Raw genomic sequence first — 15272 nt, 5'->3', positions numbered from 1 at the left:
CAGATGGAAGGATCAGGGCGAGGCCGGGCGCACGTGCGTCTCCGTGTAACCTCTAGCTGATCTAGTTTTTTGCGCTATGGTATTGTCGAATGTGCAGGTTTTGTTATCGTATTTTTCAGGTTTTCAGCATAAACAAATGAGAACGCAACGCCAGCCAGTACGCTCGCTCGACAAGCTCGACCGGCGCATCCTCAAACTGCTCCAGGACGACGGCCGGATGGCGATGAAGGACCTCGCGGAGCAGGTGGGGCTGACCGTCACGCCGTGTATCGAACGCGTGCGGCGCATGGAGCGCGACGGTGTCATCACCGGCTATCACGCACGCGTTGATCCGGGGCAGCTCGGCGCCGCGTTGCTGGTGTTCGTCGAGATCACGCTCGGCCACAAGGGCGGCAACATGTTCGAGCAGTTCCGGCGCGAAGTGATGAAGATCGACGAGGTGCTCGAGTGCCATCTCGTGTCCGGCGACTTCGATTACCTGATCAAGGCACGCATCGGTGAAATGGCCGACTATCGCAAGCTGCTGGGCGACATCCTGCTGCAGCTGCCCGGCGCGGTGCAGTCGAAGAGCTATGTCGTGATGGAAGAAATCAAGGAGACGCTGACGATCTCGGTCGGCGAATGACCGGAGCTGCCGCCAGCAGTCCGTCCCTCTATCCCGCCCTTGGCATGCTGCACCCAATACTGTATAAATATACAGCATTGGGTGCAGGCGAATGGGTGAGCGCATGGACGGTCGGTCCGACAACGAATTTCCGATAGCGCCGCCGGCGCCCCGCAAGGGGCGCGGTGCGGTCGACAACCTCCAGGGGCGATACGAAACGGCGCTGCGCGAAGCGGTCGACGACGGCTGGACACACGAATCGGACGACGCCGATCTGCCCGCGCCGCTGCGCACGCAGGTGTTCGAGGAGCACGCTAAGAGCATCCTGACGCACAACCAGTCACCGGACATACCGTTCAGCGTGTCGCTCAATCCGTATCGCGGCTGCGAGCATGGCTGCATCTACTGCTTTGCACGGCCGACCCATAGTTACCTCGGTTTGTCGCCGGGGCTCGATTTCGAGAGTCGCATCTATGCGAAGGTCAACGCTGCCGAATTGCTCGAGCGCGAGATTTCGCGCAAGCGCTACGTGCCGGAGCCGATCGCGCTCGGCGTCAACACCGATGCATACCAGCCGGTCGAACGCGATCTGCGCATCACGCGCAGCGTGATCCAGGTGATGCACGATCACGGGCTGCCGTTCGCCGCGATCACGAAATCGTCCCTGATCGAGCGCGATCTGGATCTGCTGGCCCCGATGGCCGAGCGCGGGCAGGTGATGGCCGCGGTCACGATCACGACCCTCGATGCCGATCTCGCGCGCACGCTCGAGCCGCGTGCGGCGACGCCGGCGCGCCGGCTGCGCACGATCCGCGCGCTGCGCGATGCGGGCGTGCCGGTAGGCGTCAGCATTGCACCGATGATCCCGTTCGTCACCGAGCCGGACATGGAGCGTGTGCTGGAAGCTTGTGCGGAAGCCGGCGCGACACACGCGAGTTACATCATCCTGCGGTTGCCGTGGGAGGTCGCGCCGCTGTTCAAGAACTGGCTCTCCGCGCATTTCCCCGATCGCGCGGAGCGCGTGATGAACCGCGTGCGCGACATGCGCGGCGGGAAGGACTACGACTCGGATTTCGCGAAGCGGATGAAGGGCGAGGGAATCTGGGCCGACCTGTTGCGGCAGCGGTTCCGTCAGGCCGTGAAGCGGCTAGGGTTGAACGAGCGTGCGAACGGCATTCTGGATCTGTCGCAGTTCGCGGTGCGCCGGCGACCGGGGCGGCAGCGCAGCGCACGGTGGCGGGCGCGACCGGCACGAAGTCGCGTGACGACGTGCAACTGAGCCTGTTCTGATCTGGCCGACACGTGTTGGCGCTTACTGCGAGATTTGCTTTGCCGCTTCGACTTGCGATTCGAAGTACGTCTGGAACGACAGGGCGAGGGCGGTCATCAGCAGGAACGCACCGATCAGCAGCGAGAAGATCACGATGAAGATCACCGTCCAGCCTGACTGGCTGTGCTTGCCGGTGTCGGCATTGAATTGTGCGTCCCACTTCTCGTCGGGGCGCAGGCCGTAGACGAGCGCGGCGAGGAACGCAGCCAGAAGCGAGATCGCACCCGGCACGGCGAGCCACCAGCCGAGGTTGGCACTGCGCTGGGTCGCGGCGAGCAGCAGGAAACCCGGGATCCCGACGATCGTCGCGAGCAGGTGCGCCCAGCCGTACACGTCGCGAAAGCCGTACAGGTAGAAGCGGTGCGCGCCGAGCGAACCGAGCAGGAACGCGAGGGCGGCGGTGAGCGTCTTGGAGCGGAAGCGGCGGGACAATGCGGTGCTGCTGGACATGGATGGCGGCGGATTATCGTTGGCATGGGCGGCCGGCAGGCCGGCGCGGGGCGCTCGGCCCGGCACGCATTCTACGATGCCCGGTCGGGCCGGGTCACCCCTTGCCTGCGTCAAGGTGCCGCATAGGTGATGCGGTAGATGGCGCCTGCGTAGTCGTCGCTGACGAGCAGCGAGCCGTCCGGCAGCGGCAGTACGTCGGCCGGGCGCCCCCACACGGTGCCGTCCGCGCGCAGCCAGCCTGTGATGAACGGAGTCTGGCTTGCATGGCTGCCGTCGGCCGACACGACCGCGCGCATTACGCGATAGCCGACCTTCGTGCTGCGATTCCACGAACCATGCTCGGCAATGAAGATGTTGTTGCGGTATGACGCCGGAAACATTGTCCCCGTATAGAAGCGCATGCCGAGTGCCGCGACGTGCGCGCCGAGTTTCAGCACGGGCGGCGCGTAGCGGCGGCACACGTCGGCGCTCCCGAATTCAGGGTCGGGCGTGTCACCGCCGTGGCAGTATGGAAAGCCGAAATCGAGGCCTGCGCGTGGCGCACGATTCAGCTTGTCGTCGGGCACGTCGTCACCCATCAAGTCGCGCCCGTTGTCGGTGAACCACAGCTCGCGCGACTCGGGGTGCCAGGCAAAGCCGACGGTATTGCGCACGCCGCGGGCAAACACTTCCCGGCCGCTGCCGTCCGTGTTCATGCGTGCGATGATCGCGTATCGATCGCGATCGGCGAGGCACACGTTGCATGGGGCGCCGGTCGGCACGTAGAGCTTGCCGTCGGGGCCGAATGCGATGAATTTCCAGCCGTGATGATGATCGGTTGGCAGCGCATCCGTCACGACCGCCGGCGCCGGAGGTCTGGCGAGCCGGTCGTCGATGTGATCGAGGCGCAGAATACGCGACACGGCGGAGATATAGAGCGCGCCGTCGCGATACGCGACGCCGACGGGCATGTCGAGCCCCGATGCGATCACGTAGCGGGTCGTGATCCGGCCCTCCTGCATCACAAATGCATGCACGCGGCCTTCCCGCGAGCCGACATACAGAATTCCGCGCGGCGACCACGCCATTTCGCGGGCGGTCGGCACGGCGTCGGTCAGCACGTCGACGTGGAAGCCGGGTGGCACGACGAGTTTGTCCGCTGGCGTTGCGGCGCAAGCCGCGGTGGCTGCGAGGCAGGCAACGAGGCCGGTCAGCAAGCCCGCGAGGCGGTGCTGCGCGCGGCGCGCCGGGGTGACGCAAGATGGCGGCATGGCGGCGGTAAGCGTCGAGGACACGACGATTGTATGCCCGGCTTGCAGGGCGTCCGTGGAATTTTTGCGCGTAAGTGTTTGTTGTGGCTTTGGTTTCCGGCTATAATCGCACGTTTCAGTAGTTTCGAACCCGGTTTTCCCGAAGGATTTCATATGGTTATCATCCGTCTGGCTCGCGGCGGCTCGAAGAAGCGCCCGTTCTACAACATCGTCGCTACCGATTCGCGCAACCGTCGTGACGGCCGCTTTATCGAGCGCGTCGGCTTCTACAACCCGGTCGCCACGAAGGGCGAATCGCTGCGTATCGCTCAGGACCGCCTGACGTACTGGCAAGGCGTTGGCGCGCAACTGTCGCCGACCGTCCAGCGTCTCGTGAAGGAAGCGCAAAAGGCGCAACCGGCTGCCTAACATGGCGCGGTGTGCCGGTCGTGCCGGCTGCAAGGAGCATTAATGTCCGGTCACGATTCCGGTAACGCAAAGCGCGGGCGAGCGTCATTTGGCGCATTCGTCCGCAAGCCGGTCGAGCGCGACACTGTCGCGAGCGCCGGTGTGGCTGCCGAGCAGGGCAGTCTCGAGGCAGTACAAGCCTGGCCCGACGATGCTGTCGAGGTCGGGGCGGTCGTCGACGCCTATGGCCTGAAAGGCTGGGTCAAGGTGGCGACGCATGCAGACGCCGGTCGCGGCGGCGATGCGCTGCTCAAGGCGCGCCGCTGGTGGCTGGAACGGGGTGGGGAGCGCTTGTCTGCCCGCATCCTGCAGTCGAAGACGCACGGCGACACAGTCGTCGCGCATACCGCGGGTGTCAGCGACCGCGATGCCGCAATGGCTTTGCGCGGCTTTCGCGTGTTCGTGCGCCGGGAAGATTTCCCGGCATTGGCCGCGGACGAATTCTATTGGGTCGACCTGATCGGCCTCGAGGTCGTCAACGAGCAATCGGTGGCGCTCGGGACGGTGAGCGGGATGATCGACAACGGCGTGCATTCGATCATGCGCGTCGAGTATCCGGCAGTCGGCAAGGATGGTCGGCCGACCACCGACGAACGGCTGATTCCGTTCGTCGGCGTCTACGTCAAAACGGTGGATCAGGCGGCACGTCGCATCGTCGTCGACTGGGAAGCCGATTACTAATGAACCAGGTTACGGAGAGCGCGGTGCAGTTCGACGTCGTCACGCTCTTTCCCGAAATGTTCCGCGCGCTGACCGACTGGGGAATCACCAGCCGGGCCGTGAAGCAGGGGCGCTTCGGGCTGCGCACCTGGAATCCGCGTGATTTCACGACGGACAACTACCGCACGGTCGACGATCGTCCGTACGGCGGCGGTCCGGGTATGGTGATGCTGGCCAGGCCGCTCGAGGCCGCGATCGGCGCTGCGAAAGCAGCGCAGGCGGAGCAGGGCGTCGCGAGCACGCGTGTGGTGATGATGTCGCCGCAAGGTGCACCGTTCACGCACGAACGTGCGGTGCGAATGGCGCAGGAGCCTGGTGTCATCGTGCTGTGCGGCCGCTACGAGGCGATCGATCAGCGTCTGCTCGACCGGTGCGTCGACGAGGAAATCAGCCTCGGCGATTTCGTTCTGTCCGGCGGTGAACTGCCGGCGATGGCGATGATGGATGCCGTCGTGCGCCTGCTGCCCGGCGTGCTGAACGACGCGCAGTCGGCTGTGCAGGACAGCTTCGCTGACGGGCTGCTCGATTGTCCGCATTACACGCGCCCCGAGGAGTACGAGGGGATGCGCGTGCCGGACGTGCTGCTCGGCGGCCATCATGCCGAGATCGAGCGGTGGCGGCGCCAGGAAGCATTGAGGAATACATTGCGGAAGCGGCCGGACCTGATCGTCCGGGCGCGCCGCGAGAAGTTGTTGAGCCGTGCCGACGAGGCATGGCTTGCGAACCTCGCACGCGAAGCGAAGAACGCCTCCTGAGGCGGCGGCGCGGGCGGGAATTGGCGGTGCCGTGCATGCGTGCGCGGTGCCTGATGTGAATCCATCCTCTATCGGGGCCAAGCCTGGAAGCAGGCGGGTGCAAACGCCGACAAGATGGCTTTAGGAGTCAGTGATGAATCTGATCGCAAAACTTGAGCAGGAAGAGATCGAGCGCGCGCTCGCCGGCAAGACGATCCCCGAATTCGCCCCGGGCGACACGGTGATCGTGAACGTGAACGTGGTTGAAGGTAACCGCAAGCGCGTTCAGGCGTACGAAGGCGTCGTGATCGCGATTCGCAACCGTGGTCTGAACTCGAACTTCATCGTCCGCAAGATTTCGTCGGGCGAAGGCGTCGAGCGTACGTTCCAGACCTACTCGCCGCTGCTGGCGAGCATCGTCGTGAAGCGTCGCGGTGATGTGCGTCGCGCGAAGCTGTACTACCTGCGCGAGCGTTCGGGCAAGTCGGCTCGAATCAAGGAAAAGCTGGTGTCGAAGGATCGCGCCGCAGCAGCTTCCCAAGAGTAAGAGCTGTAAGGAAAAAGCACCCTTCCGGGTGCTTTTTTCATTCTGGCGCGACAATATGCTCGATACGTCACGAACTCGAGATCCCCATTGAATCGCCGCCCCATCATTGATCCCGAAGTGCTGCCGGTCGAAGGCACTGGCGCCGGCTTGCCGTCCATCGAAACCCGCTTGATGACGCCGCCCGGGCTGCGCGAGCGTTTCGCGCGCACGCTCGAATGGAGCGTCGAGCCCGGAGAGGTACGGCTGCAGGAGGGCGTCGATCCGCGCAGCGCCGCCGTCCTCATCCCGCTCGTCGTTCGCGAGGGCGGCCTCACCGTGCTGCTGACCCAGCGCGCCGACCACCTGAACGATCACGCCGGGCAGATCAGCTTCCCCGGTGGCCGTCGCGAGCCGTTCGATCGCGATGCGACGGCGACCGCGTTGCGCGAGGCGAAGGAGGAAATCGGACTGGCCGCCGAACCGGTGGAGGTGCTCGGTGCGCTGCCCGACTACCTGACGGGGACCGGCTTCTGCGTGACGCCCATCGTGGGGCTCGTGCATCCGCCGTTTACCGTGCAGGCCGACACGTTCGAGGTTGCCGAGATTTTCGAGGTGCCGCTCGCGTTCCTGATGAGTCCGGCGAACCACCAGGTGCGCGTGTTCCGCTGGGAAGGCGGCGAGCGTCGTTTTTTTGCGATGCCCTATCCGAACGGCGAATCGGCCGGGCATTACTTCATCTGGGGCGCAACTGCCGGCATGTTGCGCAATCTGTACCGCTTCTTGGCAGCCGGATAGCATCCGGCCCGAACCCGCGCACGCGGCCGGCTGCCGGCCCGTCGCGTCGGCAGCCATGCGCCGCTTACGCTGTGCTATCGTTATGCAAAAAATGACATAACTCCGAAGACGGCGCCACGCATGACTTTCTTTTCGGTTCTTCTCGCCCTCATCATCGAACAGGTCCGCGCGTTGTCGCCGAGCAATCCGGTGTTCGCCCTGTTCCAGTTTCATGCGGAAACCGTCGCGCATGGCCTCGACGCCGGCAAGCAAAAGCATGGCGTGCTCGCATGGCTTGCAGTCGTGCTGCCGTGGGTGCTGATCGTCGCGCTGATCTACTTTCTGCTGTTCAAGGTGAGCTTCGTGCTCGCGTTCATCTGGAACGTCGTCGTCGTGTATTTCACGCTCGGCTTCCGCCAGTTCAGCCACTATTTCACCGATATCCATCTCGCGCTCAACAACGACGACGTGCCGCGCGCGCGTGAAATCCTGCACGAGTGGACGGGCCTCGACACGGTCGACATGCCGGTCGGCGAAATCGTCCGCCATACGCTGATTCATGCGGTCGTTGCGTCGCATCGCCACGTGTTCGGCGTGTTCTTCTGGTACGTGCTGCCCATCGGTCCGGCCGGTGCCGTGCTGTACCGCATCTCCGAATATCTCGCGCGCAGCTGGTCGACGCCGGGCGACGATCGCACCGCCGCGTTCTCGACGTTCGCGCAGCGCGCGTTCTTCGTGATCGACTGGATTCCGTCGCGACTGACCGCGCTCGGCTTCGCGATCGTTGGCAACTTCGAGGATGCGATCTACGCGTGGCGCAATCACACGCGCCAGTGGCCCGACCCGAACGACGGCGTGCTGCTCGCGGCCGGTAGCGGCGCGCTCGGCGCGCGCCTCGCGGGGCCGCTCGCGGAACCGTCGAGTCTCGACGCGTTGGCGGTCGGCGACAGCGGCCCGTTGACGGTCGGTGATGATTGCACGCCGCGCACGCTGCAGTCCGCGGTCGGCCTGGTTTGGCGCGCCGTGATCCTGTGGATGATCCTGCTGTTGATGCTGACGCTGGCCGTCTGGGTGTCGTGACGCGGCAGCGCAGGTGCGCGATGAAACAAAAAGGCCGGCTTCATGCCGGCCTTTTTGCTATGCGTCAGGTCAGTCCGCTCAGTCGTCGAGCGGATCGCGTACGGCGCCGCATTGCCAGCAGGCGGTGAACTGGGCCTCCAGCGCCTCGCCGCATTGGCGGCAGCGCCACGGAGCGGCGCCGGCCGACGGGCCATGCGACGCCGCATCGAGGAGCCGCCGAGCGAGCGCATCGTCGCGCTCGTCGTCGAGCCACAGCTCGGGGGCGCACGCGTCGGCGGGCAGGCCGCCGAGCGCGCCGGTCGCGTAGCAGTTGTGCAGTTCGCAACCGATGCCGGCCGCCTGCAGCACATTCGCCCAATGCTGCGCGGTGGCGAGATCGGGGGCCTTGAAACGCATCGCGGCTCCTGTCGGTGAAGGCCGGGTCAGCCCCGGCCGCCTTCTGCCCGCCGTGCGGTCAGCGGACGATCTGGCTCGCCTCGTGCACGAGCTGTGCGTAAAGCGCATGCCGCGACGGTGAGATGCGACCGTCGGAGACGGCTTCGAGAATCGCGCAGCCCGGCTCGTGCAGATGATGGCAATTATAGAAACGGCAGTCCGCGAGCAGCGGGCGGAATTCCGGGAACGCGCGCTCGAGGCGGCCTTCCGTCAGGTGGTAGAGGCCGAATTCCTGGAAACCCGGCGAATCGATCAGCGCGCCGCCGCCGTCGAGCGGGTAGAGGCGCGTGAACGTCGTCGTGTGACGGCCGCTGTTGAGCGCGGCCGAGATTTCCCGGGTCGCGGCTTCGGCATCCGGCACGAGCAGGTTCACGAGCGTCGACTTGCCCATTCCGGACTGGCCGAGCAGGATCGTCGAATGCCCGGCCAGATGAGGCATCAGTTGCGCGCGCGCATCGTCGGGCGCGCCCTTCACCGACAGTTCGAGCACGTCGTAGCCGAGCGCGCGGTAGGGCGCGAGGCGCTCGCGGGCGACCGGCAGCGCGGCCTCGACGTCGATCTTGTTCAGCACGACGAGCGGCTTCAGTTCATTCGCTTCGGCCGCGATCAGCGCGCGGCCGAGGAGATCCTCGCTGAAATAGGGCTCGGTCGCGAGCACGATCAGCAACTGATCGAGGTTGGCCGCGAACAGCTTCGACTTGAACTGGTCGGAGCGGTACAGCAGGTTGCGCCGCTCGCCGATCTCGACGATCACGCCCTGGTCGGCCGACGCCTGTTCGTACACGACGCGGTCGCCGACCGCGATCTCGCTTTTCTTGCCGCGCGGGAAGCACTGCAGCATCGGGCCGCCGTCGTCGGGCGCGACGATATAGTGGCGGCCGTGCGCCGCGATCACGCGGCCTTCGACACGCGGCGCGCCCGATGCGCGCGGAGCCGGCTTGCGGGAGGTCGGCCGGCTCATGCGTGCTGCATCAGGCGGTCGATCCGCTGCGACGCCGGCGGATGCGAATAGTAGAAGGCCGTGTAGACGGGGTCCGGCGTGAGGGTCGACGCGTTGTCCTCGTAAAGCTTCACGAGCGCGCTGACGAGATCCTGCGCATCGGTCTGGCTGGCCGCGAACGCATCGGCCTCGAATTCATGCTTGCGCGACGTGAGGCTGCTGAACGGCGTCGCGAAGAACAGGAACACGGGGATCGCGAGGAAGAACAACACGAGCGCGGCGCCCGCGTTGCTCGTGTCGAGCGACGGCGTGACGCCGAGCCCCGTATAGAACCACGTGCGCTGTGCGAGCCAGCCGAGCAGCGCGAGCAGCACGAGGCTCAGCACGAACGACACGAGCATCCGCTTCATTACGTGGCGGCGCTTGAAGTGGCCGAGTTCGTGCGCGAGCACGGCCTCGATTTCCTGGCCGGACAGCCGCGCGAGCAGCGTGTCGAAGAATACGATCCGCTTCGAGGCACCGAAGCCCGTGAAGTACGCATTGCCGTGCGCGGAACGACGGCTGCCGTCCATCACGAACAGGCCCTTCGCCGCGAAGCCGCACCGCTTCATCAGCGACTCGATGCGCGTGCGCAGCGCTTCGTCCTTCAGCGGTTCGAACTTGTTGAAGATCGGCGCGATGAAGGTCGGGTAGATCAGCAGCACGAGCATCTGGAATGCGACCCAGACGATCCAGGTCCACAGCCACCACAGGCTGCCGGCCTGGTTCATCAGCCACAGCACGACGAACAGCAGCGGCAGGCCGAGCACGGCGCCGAGCAGCGTGTTCTTCAGCATGTCGGTGAAGAACAGGCGCTTGGTCATGCGATTGAAGCCGAACCGCTGTTCGATCCCGAACTGGCGGTAATACTCGAACGGCACGTCGATCACGCTCATGATCGCGAGCACGGCGGCAACGAGCGCGACCTGCTGTCCGTAGCCGCGGCCGAACCAGCCCGTCAGCAGCGTGTCGAGGGCGCCGACGCCGCCGAGCAGCGTGAGGCCGACCAGCACGGCCGCGCTGACGACGATTTCAAACATCGCCAACCGGGTGCGCTCGACCGTGTAGTCGGCGGCGCGCTGGTGGGCGGTCAGCGGAATGGTGGCGCTGAACTGCGCGGGCACGCCGTTGCGGTGTGCGGCGACGAAGCGGATCTGCCGCGATGCGAGCCACAGCTTGGTGACGACCATCGCGAGCACGACGATCGCGAACAGCAGGGTGAACGAAAAGGGTGACATCGAAGGCGCCAAAGGGTTCTATGCGAGAATTATATGTTCTTGCGGACCGGGCCCGCTCACGCGATGCCGGCCGCCCGGGCGGCGCCGCGCGCCGTCCGCCATTTTCCAGGATGACTCATGACCGATACCGCCGCTTCCGCCAGCCAGCCCGCGCTCGTGCGCAACGAGTTGAACCTCGTCTGGCTCGACATGGAGATGACGGGCCTCGACCCGGATAACGACCGCATCATCGAAATCGCGGTCGTCGTGACCAATTCCACGCTCGACATCGCGGTGGAAGGCCCCGTGTTCGCGATCCACCAGAGCGACGAAACGCTCGCGAAGATGGACGACTGGAACAAGTCGACGCACGGCCGCTCGGGCCTGATCGATCGCGTGCGCGCGTCGACCGTGACCGAGGCGGAGGCTGCCGCGCAGCTGCAGGCGTTCCTCGCGCAGTATGTATCGCCCGGCAAGTCGCCGATGTGCGGCAATTCGATCTGCCAGGATCGCCGTTTCATGGCGCGCTGGATGCCGGAATTCGAGCGGTTCTTCCACTACCGCAACCTGGACGTCAGCACGCTCAAGGAGCTGTGCCGCCGCTGGCAGCCCGCGATCTACAAGGGCTTCCAGAAGCGCGCGATGCACACGGCGCTCGCGGACATCCACGAGTCGATCGACGAACTGAAGTATTACCGCGAGCATTTTCTGATTCCGGCCGCGTCGGCGCCGGCAGGCGAGTCCGCGCCGGCCGCCTGAGCGGGCCGGCACGCGCTCAGCGCGGCGCGCGTTGCGCGCTCTTCGGCCGGAACGCCGCGACCACCGCGGCGTCGGTCTCGATGTACGGGCCGCCGATCAGGTCGACGCAGTAGGGTACAGCCGCGAAGATGCCGGGCACGGTCGACTTGCCGTCGGCGTCGCGCAGCCCTTCGAGCGTTTCCCGGATCGACTTCGGCTGGCCGGGCAGGTTGATGATCAGCGCCGCGTGGTCGGCCGTCTCGCGGATCACCGCGACCTGCCGCGACAGGATCGCGGTCGGCACGAAATTCAGGCTGATCTGCCGCATCTGTTCGCCGAATCCCGGCATTTCCTTCGTCGCAACGGCCAGCGTGGCTTCCGGCGTCACGTCGCGCCGCGCGGGGCCGGTGCCGCCGGTCGTCAGCACCAGATCGCAGCCCGCGACGTCGACGAGTTCTGCCAGCGTGGCGGAAATCGTCGGCGCGTCGTCCTGGATCAGCCGGGTTTCGGCGCGCCACGGCGAGCGCAATGCGCCGGCGAGCCATTCCTGCAGCGCCGGAATGCCCTTGTCCTCATAAACGCCCGTGCTGGCGCGGTCGCTGATCGACACGAGGCCGACCACGAGCTCGTCCGGGTGGTTACGCTTCGTCGTCATGGTCGTCTCCGGCTTCGTCCGGCGCTTCGTCTGCGTCGGCCTCGTCCGTACCGCTCGCGGTCTTGATCCACTGGAACAGCTCGCGGAAATAGCGCGGCGGCTTGCCTTGCTGCGCTTCCTTGCGTGCGTTGCGGATCAGCATGCGGCCTTCCTGGATGTCGGCTTCGGGGTGCTGGCGGAGGAATTCGGTCAGCGCGTCGTCGCTGGCGAGCAGCTGTTCGCGCGTGCGCTCGATCCAGTGCAGGCGAGCGGTCGCGGCCTTGTTCACGCCTCGCTGGGCGTCCAGCGCGGTGCGCAGCGCGGCCGTTTCCTCGTCCGTCAGCGAGCGCATCACGCGGCCGACGTACTGGAGCTGGCGGCGCTTGCCTTCGTGGTCGGTGATCCGGCGCGCCTCGCGCACGGCGTCGGCGAGGTCCTCGGGCATCGGCATGCGCTTGAGCGCGTCCTTCGGCAGGTCGACCAGGGCCTGGCCGAGCTCCTGCAGCGCGTGCATCTCGCGTTTCAACTGGGATTTGCTGGGGCGATCGTAGCCATTGCCGGCGTCGTCGTCGGCGTGCTCGATCGGCTGGATTCGGGTTTTGCGTGTCATGGGCGGCATTGTATCGCGGCGCGGACACCCCAAGCTTGTCGGTATGTGGCCCCCGACCTTGCTATGATCGCGGGATACGCAACATTTTGAACATGCGGGCGGCTCGCCCGCCACCGGATATCACGACGATGGCAGCCAATCTCGACGTACAAGCGCGCTATTTCCCGCACACGCAGGACCAGCTCAAAGAAATTGCCTCGGACATCCTTCGCCATGCGAAGGCGCTCGGCGCGACGGACGCCGCGACCGAAATCTCCGAAGGCGACGGCCTGTCGGTGTCGGTGCGCCGCGGCGAGGTCGAGACGATCGAACACAACCGCGACAAGATGGTCGGCGTGACGGTGTTCATCGGCAAGAAGCGCGGCAACGCGAGCACGTCGGATTTCTCGCCGGCCGCGATCAAGGATACCGTCGCCGCCGCGTACAACATCGCGCGCTTCACGGCCGAGGACGACGCGGCCGGCCTCGCCGAGGCCGAACTGCTCGAAACCGACCCGCGCGACCTCGATCTCTACCACCCGTGGGCGCTGACGGCCGACGAGGCCGTCGAGCTTGCCCGCCGCGCGGAAGACGCCGCGTTCGCGGTCAGCCCGCAGATCGGCAACTCGGAAGGCGCGAGCGTGTCGGCACAGCATTCGCAGTTCGTGCTCGCGACGTCGCGCGGCTTCCTCGCCGGCTACCCGTACTCGCGCCACTACATCGCGTGTGCGCCGATCGCGGGCACCGGCCGCCACATGCAGCGGGACGACTGGTATTCGTCGAAGCGCAGCGCGGTCGACCTCGCTGCACCGGAAGCCGTCGGGCGCTATGCGGCCGAGCGTGCGCTGGCGCGGATGGGTGCGCGCCGTCTCGACACCCGCAAGGTGCCCGTGCTGTTCGAGGCGCCGCTCGCGGCCGGCCTGCTCGGCGCATTCGTGCAGGCCGTCAGCGGCGGCGCGCTGTACCGCAAGACGTCGTTCCTCGTCGACAGCCTCGGCAAGCCGGTGTTCGCGCCGCACGTGCAGGTCGTCGAGGATCCGCACGTGCCGCGCGCGATGGGCAGCGCGCCGTTCGACGAGGAAGGCGTGCGCACGCGTGCGCGCAGCGTCGTCAGCGACGGCGTCGTCGAAGGCTACTTCCTGTCGACCTATTCGGCGCGCAAGCTCGGCACGCAGACGACCGGCAACGCGGGCGGCTCGCACAACCTCGCGCTGCGCAGTTCGAACACGCAGCCGGGCGACAATTTCGACGCGATGCTGAAGAAGCTCGGCACGGGCCTGCTGTTGACCGAGCTGATGGGGCAGGGCGTGAACTACGTGACCGGCGATTATTCGCGCGGCGCGGCTGGCTTCTGGGTCGAGAACGGCGTGATCCAGTATCCGGTCGAGGAAATCACCGTCGCGAGCACGTTGCAGGAGATGTTCCGGCATATCGTCGCGATCGGTGCGGATTCGATCGTGCGCGGTACGAAGGAAACGGGCTCGGTGCTGATCGAGCAGATGACGATCGCCGGGCAGTAAACGGCGCGGCGTCGGCCGCCAGGAAACAAAAAAGCCCGACCGGCGTGGATGCGCCGGTCGGGCTTTTTGTCGTGGGCCGCGTGTCAGCCGCGCTTGCGCGCGTAGACGACGAACGCATAGCCGAACGTGTTCGGCGCGGCGGCCTGGTGCGGGTCGCGCGACACTTCGTGCCAGTGCGCGGGATCGGGCGCCGGGAACGACGCATCGCCGTCGAAGTCCGCGTCGATTTCGGTGACGATCAGCTTGTCGGCGAGTTCCAGGCCTTCCGCATAGAGCTGTGCGCCGCCGATCAGGAATGCTTCGGCGACCCCGTCGCGCGCGGCGAGCGCGAGCGCATCCGCGAGGGACGTGACGGTGTCGCAACCGTCGAAGCGGCGCGTTGCGTCGCGCGTGACGACGATATTGCGGCGGCCCGGTAGCGGCCGACCGATCGACTCGTGGGTCTTGCGGCCCATCACGATCGGCGCGCCCATCGTCGTGCGCTTGAAGAACGCGAGGTCCTCGGGAAGTTTCCAGGGCAACTGGTTGTCGCGGCCGATGATGCCGTTGCGGGCGCGCGCGACGATCAGGGTCAACGTCGTCATGAAGGTCGGGGAAGAAGAGAACCGGAATGGCGCCGATTCTACCGGAATGGCGGCGCGCGACCGCATCGATGCGGGCGCGCGGGCGCATTGGCGGTGTTCGGTCCGCCGCGCCTCGTCGGCGGTGGCGACGAGGTGCGGCCTTTGCGCCGTGATGTCCAGAATAAAAAGAGTGCCCGCCGGGGGACGGACACAAAAAACGGTTCGCGTCGAGATATCGACGCTGCGTGAAACGACCGGACCCATCCCATTCGATCTGTAATCCTCATCGATTGAGCGGCATGTGGCGTCGTGAGCGGATTATTGATGCATGCGGTTTCCGGTGTTTCCCTCCATCGCATGTTGCGCGTTGCCGGGAAGCGGAACAGGAATCGGGACCGGCAGCGGAGCAGGCGGGGCGAGCTCGTCCCACAGCGTCACCCATGTGTTGCCCGACGAACGCGGTTTGGGTGCGGCGATCGGCACGATACCGATGCGGTTGTCCTGTTGCATGCGCGGCGCGTTATCGGCAAGCAGCATCGCGCGTTCGGGCCGCGCGCCTTCTTCCGAGCGTGCCGGCATGAACGGGCACGCGAGCGCAAACGCAATCGTCATCTGCACGCAAGACCGTGAAAAAAGTGTTCGCATGGCCGCCTTCTCCGATCCGTTGCACATTCAGCGAAAT

18 protein-coding genes and 1 pseudogene are annotated in these 15272 nt (G+C 65.9%); 10 read left to right on the top strand and 9 right to left on the bottom strand.

Going from position 1 to position 15272, the window contains the following annotated elements; translation table 11 throughout:
• Positions 1 to 136 precede the first annotated feature (136 nt).
• Both HWX25_RS04680 and HWX25_RS04675 read left to right on the top strand, forming a co-directional pair.
• Positions 137 to 625 carry an Lrp/AsnC ligand binding domain-containing protein gene (locus HWX25_RS04680; RefSeq protein ID WP_006762687.1) on the top strand — a complete coding sequence of 163 codons (489 nt, stop codon included), beginning with the start codon at positions 137 to 139 and terminating at the stop codon, positions 623 to 625.
• Between the two features lie 91 nt (positions 626 to 716).
• Positions 717 to 1894, top strand: a pseudogene (locus HWX25_RS04675) (PA0069 family radical SAM protein).
• Positions 1895 to 1916: 22 nt separating this feature from the next.
• On the opposite strand, the gene HWX25_RS04670 reads toward HWX25_RS04675, so the two are convergent.
• Both HWX25_RS04670 and HWX25_RS04665 read right to left on the bottom strand, forming a co-directional pair.
• Positions 1917 to 2384, bottom strand: coding sequence for a TM2 domain-containing protein (locus tag HWX25_RS04670; protein WP_175907404.1), 468 nt, complete (start codon positions 2382 to 2384; stop codon positions 1917 to 1919).
• Between the two features lie 110 nt (positions 2385 to 2494).
• A complete protein-coding gene (locus HWX25_RS04665; protein ID WP_175907402.1) occupies positions 2495 to 3634 on the bottom strand; it encodes a PQQ-dependent sugar dehydrogenase in 1140 nt (379 codons plus the stop codon).
• 153 nt (positions 3635 to 3787) lie between these two features.
• Here HWX25_RS04665 and rpsP point away from each other — a divergent pair, with 153 nt between their 5' ends.
• The 6 genes from rpsP to HWX25_RS04635 all read left to right on the top strand — a co-directional run bounded on the left by rpsP (position 3788) and on the right by HWX25_RS04635 (position 7915).
• A complete protein-coding gene (gene rpsP, locus HWX25_RS04660; RefSeq protein WP_006476550.1) occupies positions 3788 to 4042 on the top strand; it encodes a 30S ribosomal protein S16 in 255 nt (84 codons plus the stop codon).
• A gap of 42 nt (positions 4043 to 4084) precedes the next feature.
• Positions 4085 to 4762: a ribosome maturation factor RimM gene (gene rimM / locus HWX25_RS04655; RefSeq protein ID WP_059816162.1), complete on the top strand. Its 678-nt coding sequence runs from the start codon at positions 4085 to 4087 to the stop codon at positions 4760 to 4762.
• Entirely contained in the window at positions 4762 to 5556 is a 795-nt protein-coding gene (gene trmD / locus HWX25_RS04650; RefSeq protein WP_059447922.1) for a tRNA (guanosine(37)-N1)-methyltransferase TrmD, read from the top strand. The genes rimM and trmD overlap by 1 nt, the downstream gene beginning before the upstream one ends.
• Positions 5557 to 5689: 133 nt before the next feature.
• Positions 5690 to 6082, top strand: a complete 393-nt coding sequence (rplS, locus tag HWX25_RS04645; protein WP_006753174.1) for a 50S ribosomal protein L19 — start codon at positions 5690 to 5692, stop codon at positions 6080 to 6082.
• 87 nt (positions 6083 to 6169) lie between these two features.
• Positions 6170 to 6856: a CoA pyrophosphatase gene (locus HWX25_RS04640; protein WP_059816153.1), complete on the top strand. Its 687-nt coding sequence runs from the start codon at positions 6170 to 6172 to the stop codon at positions 6854 to 6856.
• Between the two features lie 120 nt (positions 6857 to 6976).
• Positions 6977 to 7915, top strand: coding sequence for a CobD/CbiB family protein (locus HWX25_RS04635; RefSeq protein WP_059523804.1), 939 nt, complete (start codon positions 6977 to 6979; stop codon positions 7913 to 7915).
• A 78-nt stretch (positions 7916 to 7993) separates the two neighbouring features.
• Here the strand turns inward: HWX25_RS04635 and HWX25_RS04630 are convergent, their stop codons facing one another.
• Genes HWX25_RS04630 through HWX25_RS04620 form a run of 3 tightly spaced genes read right to left on the bottom strand, consistent with a single transcriptional unit; the run spans position 7994 to position 10567 of the window.
• Positions 7994 to 8311 carry a DUF2007 domain-containing protein gene (locus HWX25_RS04630; RefSeq protein WP_059816149.1) on the bottom strand — a complete coding sequence of 106 codons (318 nt, stop codon included), beginning with the start codon at positions 8309 to 8311 and terminating at the stop codon, positions 7994 to 7996.
• Positions 8312 to 8369: 58 nt separating this feature from the next.
• Entirely contained in the window at positions 8370 to 9311 is a 942-nt protein-coding gene (rsgA, locus tag HWX25_RS04625) for a ribosome small subunit-dependent GTPase A (RefSeq protein ID WP_175907401.1), read from the bottom strand.
• Positions 9308 to 10567, bottom strand: a complete 1260-nt coding sequence (locus HWX25_RS04620; RefSeq protein WP_175907399.1) for a M48 family metallopeptidase — start codon at positions 10565 to 10567, stop codon at positions 9308 to 9310. Before HWX25_RS04620 ends, rsgA begins: the two co-directional genes overlap by 4 nt.
• Before the next feature lie 117 nt (positions 10568 to 10684).
• Here HWX25_RS04620 and orn point away from each other — a divergent pair, with 117 nt between their 5' ends.
• Positions 10685 to 11305 carry an oligoribonuclease gene (orn, locus tag HWX25_RS04615; protein WP_049030222.1) on the top strand — a complete coding sequence of 207 codons (621 nt, stop codon included), beginning with the start codon at positions 10685 to 10687 and terminating at the stop codon, positions 11303 to 11305.
• A 16-nt stretch (positions 11306 to 11321) separates the two neighbouring features.
• Here orn and mog read toward each other — a convergent pair whose 3' ends face one another.
• Together mog and yjgA are read right to left on the bottom strand one after the other, a co-directional pair.
• On the bottom strand, positions 11322 to 11939 hold the full coding sequence (gene mog, locus HWX25_RS04610; protein ID WP_175907397.1) for a molybdopterin adenylyltransferase: 618 nt from the start codon (positions 11937 to 11939) through the stop codon (positions 11322 to 11324).
• On the bottom strand, positions 11923 to 12528 hold the full coding sequence (gene yjgA, locus HWX25_RS04605) for a ribosome biogenesis factor YjgA (protein WP_279610103.1): 606 nt from the start codon (positions 12526 to 12528) through the stop codon (positions 11923 to 11925). Before yjgA ends, mog begins: the two co-directional genes overlap by 17 nt.
• 128 nt (positions 12529 to 12656) lie before the next feature.
• Between yjgA and pmbA the strand changes: the two genes are divergently transcribed.
• Positions 12657 to 14027: a metalloprotease PmbA gene (gene pmbA, locus HWX25_RS04600; protein WP_175907391.1), complete on the top strand. Its 1371-nt coding sequence runs from the start codon at positions 12657 to 12659 to the stop codon at positions 14025 to 14027.
• 83 nt (positions 14028 to 14110) lie between these two features.
• On the opposite strand, the gene HWX25_RS04595 is transcribed toward pmbA, so the two are convergent.
• Both HWX25_RS04595 and HWX25_RS04590 read right to left on the bottom strand, forming a co-directional pair.
• Positions 14111 to 14611: a dihydrofolate reductase gene (locus HWX25_RS04595; RefSeq protein ID WP_175907389.1), complete on the bottom strand. Its 501-nt coding sequence runs from the start codon at positions 14609 to 14611 to the stop codon at positions 14111 to 14113.
• Positions 14612 to 14908: 297 nt separating this feature from the next.
• Positions 14909 to 15262: a hypothetical protein gene (locus HWX25_RS04590; protein WP_244138733.1), complete on the bottom strand. Its 354-nt coding sequence runs from the start codon at positions 15260 to 15262 to the stop codon at positions 14909 to 14911.
• Positions 15263 to 15272: the final 10 nt, after the last annotated feature.

The organism is Burkholderia sp. BCC1640, assembly GCF_902833125.1.
In the GTDB taxonomy this organism is placed as follows: Bacteria; Pseudomonadota; Gammaproteobacteria; order Burkholderiales; family Burkholderiaceae; genus Burkholderia; species Burkholderia diffusa.
Note: the sequence above shows the minus strand (reverse complement) of the source record. Positions and strands in the feature narration are given on the sequence as shown.

Bases quoted from the DNA above. Each gene is read 5' to 3' on its own strand.
- HWX25_RS04680 (WP_006762687.1), top strand. From the start codon at position 137: ATGAGAACGCAACGCCAGCCAGTACGCTCGCTCGACAAGCTCGACCGG.
- HWX25_RS04670 (WP_175907404.1), bottom strand. From the start codon at position 2,384: ATGTCCAGCAGCACCGCATTGTCCCGCCGCTTCCGCTCCAAGACGCTC.
- HWX25_RS04665 (WP_175907402.1), bottom strand. From the start codon at position 3,634: ATGCCGCCATCTTGCGTCACCCCGGCGCGCCGCGCGCAGCACCGCCTC.
- rpsP (WP_006476550.1), top strand. From the start codon at position 3,788: ATGGTTATCATCCGTCTGGCTCGCGGCGGCTCGAAGAAGCGCCCGTTC.
- rimM (WP_059816162.1), top strand. From the start codon at position 4,085: ATGTCCGGTCACGATTCCGGTAACGCAAAGCGCGGGCGAGCGTCATTT.
- trmD (WP_059447922.1), top strand. From the start codon at position 4,762: ATGAACCAGGTTACGGAGAGCGCGGTGCAGTTCGACGTCGTCACGCTC.
- rplS (WP_006753174.1), top strand. From the start codon at position 5,690: ATGAATCTGATCGCAAAACTTGAGCAGGAAGAGATCGAGCGCGCGCTC.
- HWX25_RS04635 (WP_059523804.1), top strand. From the start codon at position 6,977: ATGACTTTCTTTTCGGTTCTTCTCGCCCTCATCATCGAACAGGTCCGC.
- HWX25_RS04630 (WP_059816149.1), bottom strand. From the start codon at position 8,311: ATGCGTTTCAAGGCCCCCGATCTCGCCACCGCGCAGCATTGGGCGAAT.
- rsgA (WP_175907401.1), bottom strand. From the start codon at position 9,311: ATGAGCCGGCCGACCTCCCGCAAGCCGGCTCCGCGCGCATCGGGCGCG.
- HWX25_RS04620 (WP_175907399.1), bottom strand. From the start codon at position 10,567: ATGTCACCCTTTTCGTTCACCCTGCTGTTCGCGATCGTCGTGCTCGCG.
- orn (WP_049030222.1), top strand. From the start codon at position 10,685: ATGACCGATACCGCCGCTTCCGCCAGCCAGCCCGCGCTCGTGCGCAAC.
- mog (WP_175907397.1), bottom strand. From the start codon at position 11,939: ATGACGACGAAGCGTAACCACCCGGACGAGCTCGTGGTCGGCCTCGTG.
- yjgA (WP_279610103.1), bottom strand. From the start codon at position 12,528: ATGACACGCAAAACCCGAATCCAGCCGATCGAGCACGCCGACGACGAC.
- pmbA (WP_175907391.1), top strand. From the start codon at position 12,657: ATGGCAGCCAATCTCGACGTACAAGCGCGCTATTTCCCGCACACGCAG.
- HWX25_RS04595 (WP_175907389.1), bottom strand. From the start codon at position 14,611: ATGACGACGTTGACCCTGATCGTCGCGCGCGCCCGCAACGGCATCATC.
- HWX25_RS04590 (WP_244138733.1), bottom strand. From the start codon at position 15,262: ATGTGCAACGGATCGGAGAAGGCGGCCATGCGAACACTTTTTTCACGG.